The sequence below is a fragment of the Leptolyngbya cf. ectocarpi LEGE 11479 genome (assembly GCF_015207065.1).
GTDB classification, from domain to species: domain Bacteria; phylum Cyanobacteriota; class Cyanobacteriia; order Phormidesmidales; family Phormidesmidaceae; genus Leptothoe; species Leptothoe ectocarpi.
Window position 1 is genome coordinate 1 of sequence record NZ_JADEXP010000310.1, and the last position, 7,735, is coordinate 7,735.

Below are 7,735 nucleotides of genomic sequence, written 5' to 3' on the forward strand. Positions count from 1 at the left end.
CCCAGCTCCGTGTTCAGCTACAGCGTACCCTGCCCGCCCACAGCGCCCCTATCAATGACCTGCTGCTATTTGCGGACGGTCTGCGTATGGTCAGTGCTAGCGCCGATAAAACCATCCGTTTCTGGGATTTAACCTCTGGCAAGCTGCTCGAAACCTGGGAAAATCAAACCAGTTTTGTCAATACCATTCTGCTCAGCCCTGATGAAACCCAGCTCTACAGCGCCAATGCCGATGGTGCCCTACAGGGATGGAACGTTGCGGATGGCCGTCTCCTCTGGCAAGATCAGACGGCCCACAGCGGCCCCGCCAATACCATTGCCCGTACCCCCGACGGTCAGCAGTTGGTGAGCGGCGGCGCCGACGGCACCATTCATGTTTGGCAGGCCAATACTGGCGAACCTGCGGGGCAGCCGCTCGTAACTAAACAGGGGTCGGTAAATAGCTTGGTGGTCACCTCGGATGGTCGATACATCATTAGCGGCGGTAGCGATCGCACCATCAAAGTTTGGCATATCACCACCGGTCGGCTAGAACGGACGCTGACCGGTCATGAAAGCTTTGTCAATGCATTGGCCATTAGCCCCGACGGTCGGTTTCTATTTAGCGCCAGTGCCGATGGCACCATCCGTAAATGGCAAATCAAAACGGGTAAGTTGTTACAGATTTTGTCCGGGCACACCAGCTACGTCAACGACATGATCTTTAGCCGCGATGGTCGCACCCTGAGCACCGCCAGCGCTGATGAAACCGTACGTCTCTGGGCCGTGGAAACCGGCACTCCCGAAAATATCCTCACCGGATTTGGTATGCTGATTGACCATGTGGTGGTATCCGCCTCGGGACAGATTGTCACCGCTAGTCGAACCACACCCGCCATTAAAATTTGGCTACGAGACCTGTAAACCAGGTTCTCAGCTAGCGCCAGTCCCCCACCAAAATGTAGGGTGCCCATACATTTGGCTGTCGTCCTTTCTGAATAAGACTCACTTGTGCTTTTTGCAGGGCCTTGGCCTTAGAAACGTCAGGATTTAGTAACGCCCGATAAAATTCTTCCATCAGTAGGGACGTTGAGGCATCCTCAATATTCCAAAGACTGGCCAGGGTACTTCTCGCCCCTGATTGAATGGCTAGACCGGCTATGCCCAACACTTCTCGGTTATCGCCTGTGGCTGTTTGACAGGCACTCAGCACCAATAGTTCTAAAGGGGTTGGTTTTCGAGGTCGAAGAAAACTGTCAAAATCATTGAGATCGATTTTTTCGACTTTAATGGGTTCAATGATTGAGGCGGCTACCCCCTGATCAGACTGGACTGAAGCTTCATCAGCTGAGACGAGTAGAAACGTTTCATCGCGAGTAAAGCCAAATATGCCATGGGTGGCCAAATGAACAACGTTATAGAGTGATGAAGCTATCTGGGTTTGAAAGTCTTCTTTCTTAAACTCTAAATTTAGAAAGATATCTGTGTCCTTGATAATTTCCTTAATTGCTATCAGCTCTTGTTCAACATAGACAAGACTGCTAAAAGGCCTCTCAGAAGGCTGATTATTTTCAGTGAGTTCATTACTGTTAACTGAAGTCGAAGGTAAAACACTGGGATAGGATAAACCTGCCGCCAGGACTCTGAAGTCTTCTTCTGGAGGTGCTTTGGGAATTTCTAAGTTGCCAAATGTCGTTGCGATCGCATATTTCTCAATCAAAAATTGTTGGGTTTCTTGGTCATACAGTGCCGCCATTGGAATCCTACGAAAGGCCCCATCTAGTACAAAAATGAGAGTATCGATGGAGTCATCAAACCAGCCTGCTTGTTCTGCGGGACGGATCAGCCAGTCATAAATTTGTGTTGCCAGTGACTGAAACTGTTCAGGGTCTTGTGTGTGGGTTGATGTAACCACCAGGCTAGCTCTAGACGAGTCAACAGCCTGATAAAACTGTTTTAGGGTGTCTTCGATGTTAATGGTTAGTGGCTCATTAGTTTCTTGTCGACCTGGGGAAAGACTGATGCTTGCGTTTGCGGAAGGATAGCGTTCTAAGGCTGCCGACGTGTCAGTGGGTCGTTGGACTAATACCTCTAATCGCTCTGCATTAGGGCCATCTGGCAGAATGATCGGGTAAATAATAGCGGCCTTATGGGTATTAGCGATTTCTTGGATGGTGGCCCGTTGAATATTGTCGTTAGGTTCTAGCAGCCCACAGGCTAGAAAACTCTCTAATTCAGCCACCCGCAGGTCATCGATAACGGTTTGAGCCCGAATTAGCTGGGCTGGGTCACCTTGAATATCTGCGGTTTCTTTGGGAAGCAGTAGGCCGATATATTCTCGATATAGAGGCTCGATGCGATCGCGAAAATAAAACTGTACATCTGGACCAACATATCGCAGGTCCTTGCGGACCTCCTGAACATGCTGAAAAGCACGCTCATAATGCAACAGAATACTTTCTGGGCTACGCTGTAATTGATTATCAATTCTACCTAATTGCCATTCCCACTGATAAACCAGGGTTGGCTGATGGTTAGCCCGCTCTAAAGCAGCCTCAGTAAACCGGATAGCATCTGAGTAATGCTTTTGTGTCTCATAGAGGCGCCCCAAATATCCCAGGGCATAGGATTCAGCAATTGGATCCTGGAGCTGATGCGCCTGCTGTTGAGCCGTGGCTAATAGATCATAAATCTGTTGAGAGGTGTGCTGTAAGTCTTTAGGACAGCTAGCCATACACTGGTTTAACAGCAGCTGTGCCAGCCTCATATGGATAAACGTTTTGGTTCGACCTGGAGATAAACGGCCTAGCTGTGGCAGTAAGGATGCCTTTAAAGACCGCGCAGTTGACCAGTCCCTGTGGCGGATAGCCATCTCTAAATGGCTGATCTGAGCCTGAATTTGAATTGATAAGGGTGCAGTATCAGAAATCTCCCAATAGATGTTCTCTGCCCGTTGGTAAAAATCATCAACCAATGCCTGCATCTCGCTATTATCGGTGCGACCAACAAATAGTTCATGCTGATGGGCAAGGGTTTGTAACGTATTGCCCAAACTTAGCTGAGTAATGGCGAGTTCTCCTGGCGCTGGCAAAGCTTTGGCAATTTTCAGGCTCTCAGCAAGTGACTTCTGAGCTGCGTCCAGGTCACCCACTAATCGCTGAGTCTCTCCTAAGCTACGCATCAAAGCACTCTTTAGAGGTAGGCTATCTAACTTTGCTAAAATCTCCTGTGCTTGTCGTAAACGATTCTGAGAATCTCGAAAAAAGCCTAAGCTACGCAATGCTTGAGTTTGATTGATTAAGCTTTTGATCAAACCTTCAGAGTAATTAGCTTGCGTATAAGCTTGAGCGGCCTGCTCCCAAGTGTTCAGAGCATTGTTCGCATCCCCCTGAGCAAACAGTAAGCTTCCCTGGGTGTTGAGAAGTTGGCCGTAAATCCTAAGACCTTCTGAGTCTAATGAATCCGCTGGGCTAATGATTTGAAAGCCCTGATCAATGGCTGTTTGAGCCTTTTCCCAGTTACCCAGCTGACGATAGGCTAATGCTAGATTACTCAAGACAACTACTCGGTTTAAGAAAGCATTCTGGCTAAGATGTTCTTGCGCCATTGACCATACGTTAATAGCCTCTACAAATTGACCAGCAGTGTAGTGTGTTTGTCCCCTATGTAGCAGCTGATCAAGACTGGTCGATTGTTGTACTTGTCTGCCACCTTCATGAGATGCTCCAGAGATAGCGATAGCTGAACTATCTGTTGCCATAGCCGGATTCAGAAAATTACCAAAGGCCGATCCATAGTGCCCTAGCATGATAGTTAGAAGAACAGTGGTCAGAGCTAACCCCAAACGGCAAAGCCATTTCAAAAATCGTGCAGAAGGGAAAAAAAGTTTCATAGTGGGCTAGGAGAGAAAGCATTATGGACGTTAAGACTACGATGCGCATGATGACGGCGGCGGCCAGCGATGCTCCGCCACTAAGAAAATGTCGCCTGATGCGGTGACGACAGCTTCTTGGGCATCTAATAGGGGAGCTTGAAGCTTCAGAGTGTTAGAAAGCGGCCTGTTTTCTGTTGAAGAATCTGTTGTGGAAAATGCTTCTGCTTCTATGGCTACTGGTCCAAAATCATCAAGTGGCTCGTACTGGCTAGCAATGTCTGCAGGACTGGGAAGCTGGCCCCCACGCTCGGTCATACTAAAATCTCCTGTGAGACCATCTACAATAGCACCCACTTCAGTACTACAGGTTTGGGCAATACGGTTAGCTGGATCTATGAGATTTGTCGGTAGTTCCGTTAGCTCCGGGTTGGGTTCAGATTCCAGGGTCACGGTGCCATCAAAGCCAGAATTAGATCTAGCGCTGATGTCGCTGATACGATTTCCCCTCAAACTTGGATCAAATAATTCAACTTCTCGAAAACCATTAATCAGATTCGCCGTAATCGAAACTGTGCCACCTTGACCCGAGTTAGCAGTAGCCAGAATATCATTGTCTTCTTCAGGGATCGTCAAAATAAATCCTGCATCAATATCGACATTTCCTCCATTCCCCGTTTGATTAGCCGCCGCCAAAATGAGGCTGGTGCGCCGCATAACAAACTCACCCACATCTTGTATAAAGATGCTTCCAGCTGCGCCGGAGCCATCGCCACTGGTGAGAATTTCTGTATTGCTCAAAAGGACACTATCAGCATCACGAATAGTAATATTCCCCCCACGTCCACTGCTACCAATTTCAGTGGATGCAGAAATCTCGGCTCCTTCACCGATGGTAGAAATTTGAAGATCACCTCTGTTTAGAGGGGTTAATGTAATATTGCCAGCCGCAGCAGCACGACTGGTATTAACCGATATTTTTGTATTATCTCCTGAAAGATTGATGCCATTAGCCTGAACCATGACGTCACCGCCAATGCCTTCACGGTTTAGACTGCTGGTCTCACCAATGATCTGTGTATCGTTCTGAATAGTTAATAGAGGGGCCGTGATCAGAATGTTACCGGCACGACCATTGCCATCGGTGCCGGTCGTGATAATGCTATTGTTTAAGACAATATCGTTATCGCCTACGATAATGATATCGCCCCCATTACCAACGCTCTGGGGGTTAGTATCGCTAAAAATTCGGCTGTTGTTGAGTTGGATAGTTCCGTTACTTCTCAGCTCTACATTTCCGGCATCAGCGACCCGGTTGGCGTCACTCAGAAGCTCAACATTATTGAGAATCAGGTTGTTAGAACTGATTATGGTTGTCTTGCCGGACTGATCAAAATCACTCAGATCTAAAGAAATAGGCTGATCGGGAAAGATAGGATTCGAAATTTCTAGTTGACCGCTGGTAATCAAACGCAGATTGTCAACCGTTACACCGTCGGCAGTGCCTTGGATGGCTACATTTCCCGATGCGCCCGCACTGGATATGGTAGATATCTCTAAATCAGAGATTCTGTTGGCTTGCAGCGTGACATCGCCACCATCACCAGTAATGCCATCTATCTCTGAAATAGAGATCGCACTAATCTGAGCGTCACCGCGAATGGTTCCCTCACCAGTCACCAGAGATATATTACCGCTACTACCCACGTTTCCATCTCGTGAAAATGAAGAAGAAGATAAGAACCCATCAGCCACGATATCTCCTGATGTAGAACGAATGAAAATATCTCCACCATCGCTGGTAGACGTATCTGCTGTTGTAATGCCGGTAGGGGTATCTTGTACAAACAAAGATGATGACGAATCTATATTACTGGTTGAAATATCGCCAGATACTGACAAGATAGAAATGTCTCCACCATCACGGGCATTTCCTAATGCCGATGATGAAAATGAGCTTATCCTTTCGTTAAGTATAATATTGCCAGAATTAGAGGAGATAGAAATATTTCCACCATTGTCAGCATTGCCAACATTTACAAGGGAGGGTGCAAATGAAAATGCATCTATTAATGTATTAGTGACAATATCACCGGAACCTGAAGAAATAGAGATATTGCCACCGGGACCAGAGCTACCGTTCTCTGATTGGGAAGTTGCCCTGATGGTACCGTTGAGTAAAATATTTCCTGTTTCTGAAGCAATAATAATATTGCCACCGGGACCAGCATTACTATTATTAGCGAATGAGTTGGCCGCTAGAGTCCCTTCGTTGAGGATGGTGCCCGAGTTCGAAATAACAGAGATCGTACCGCCAGTGCCTGAATTCCCATCTGCTGAGGTAGAAAATGCAATCAATTCTCCGGGAGTTGAAATATTACCAGTATCTGAAGAGAGCGTAATATCTCCACCGTTCCCGGAATTGTTAGCGCCAGGGTTAGCAAATGAGATAGTGTTCAAGCTACCGCTGGTCGTGATATTACCAGATATTGATGCGATAGAGATATTACCACCGTTACCAGCATTGCCTGTAAATGCTCCAGAAAATGAAAGAAAATTCTGTGGAGTGTCAATGTTACCAGCTGCGGTTAGGATGATTGCTCCTCCATTGCCTGCATTACCTCCACTGTTTGGCAATGCTTGAGAGAACGACAGAAAAATTCCATCAACGTTGATATCGCCATTGGCGGTTAAGGTAACCGGCCCTGCATCGCCCGCACTACCTCCACTGTTTGGCAATGCCTGAGAGAACGACAGAAAATTCCCATCAACGTTGATATCGCCATTGGCGGTTAGGGTAATTGGGCCTGCATCGCCCGTATCGTCGCCATTACCTGGCAATGCTTGAGCGAACGAAACTACATTTCCAACAATGTCGATATTACCCGTTGCGGTTAGGACTATCGGCCCTCCATTGTCTGCATTACCCCCGTTACCGCCAATGTTAAATGTACCAATGTCACCGTTAACAATAATGCTGCCAACAGGATTACCAGCTATGGTACCTATGGGAATCGTAGTGCCACCGATGGTTTCTGGTGGTTCATTTCCATTGAGCGCGTCTACACCAGCTCGGAGAATGACGGCTCGGCTACTGGCTAATAAGTCTTCATCCGAACCTGATCCATCAGCTTGTAATAAAAGGTCTGGCCCTGTGATGATAATGCTACCTGTCTGAATGCTGCCAGTGGCTTGGATCTTAAGGGCTACTCCATTGTAGTTACCCAGAATCACGTCTCCATCGGCACTGATAATTGGATCGTAGAGGCTGATAAAGTTACCAGGTGTTCCGTTTAGGGTCAGAAATTGTATATTTCCTCCGCTCTCTAAGTGTGCATCTGCCGAAATGGCTCCATCACTGATTAGAACTAAGTTCTCTCCACTGATAAAGGGTAGCTGTTCCAGGTGCTGTAGGGTTAAGATATCAACTGCTTGATTTCCCTGAATTGTCAGATTCTGACCTGAGCGGGCAAGAAATGCGTCTGTTTCTGTATCTCTGATAGTGACCGTGTCTTGAGCCTGCAGCGTTAGATTCTCTCCTGCTGTTAGCTGTCCTTCCGAATACAGATTCTGACCTGATAGGGTTAAATCTTGCCCAGTTTGCAAAATACCCTGATTGGTCACTGTACCCTGAGAGCGATGACTAAACTGTACACCCAGCGGTACGCTCATGGTTAATAGAGAGGCCCCCTGAGGATTTACCGCGCTGAATGTGCTGTTATCAGAAAATACGACTGTTTCGGCTGAACTGGCTGTAACAATAGTCCGGACAGAAAAGCGAGAGAAATAGCCAGAAAAGCTATTCAGGCACTAAGGTTTTGTTAACAGACAAACCCACCTGAATAGCCATGACATGCATCATACCGGGTCTACTACGAAAAGTGGG

3 protein-coding genes are annotated in these 7,735 nt (G+C 47.2%); 1 reads left to right on the forward strand and 2 read right to left on the reverse strand.

What is annotated here, in order from left to right:
* Positions 1-902 (forward strand): WD40 repeat domain-containing protein (locus IQ260_RS23880; protein ID WP_193995586.1); only part of this gene is annotated, 902 nt, incomplete at its 5' end.
* Between the two features lie 13 nt (positions 903-915).
* Here the strand turns inward: IQ260_RS23880 and IQ260_RS23885 are convergent.
* On the reverse strand, positions 916-3,738 hold the full coding sequence (locus IQ260_RS23885) for a CHAT domain-containing protein (RefSeq protein WP_193995587.1): 2,823 nt from the start codon (positions 3,736-3,738) through the stop codon (positions 916-918).
* Between the two features lie 168 nt (positions 3,739-3,906).
* Complete coding sequence (locus tag IQ260_RS23890) at positions 3,907-7,521, reverse strand: beta strand repeat-containing protein (protein ID WP_193995588.1); 3,615 nt, start codon at positions 7,519-7,521, stop codon at positions 3,907-3,909.
* Positions 7,522-7,735 lie beyond the last annotated feature (214 nt).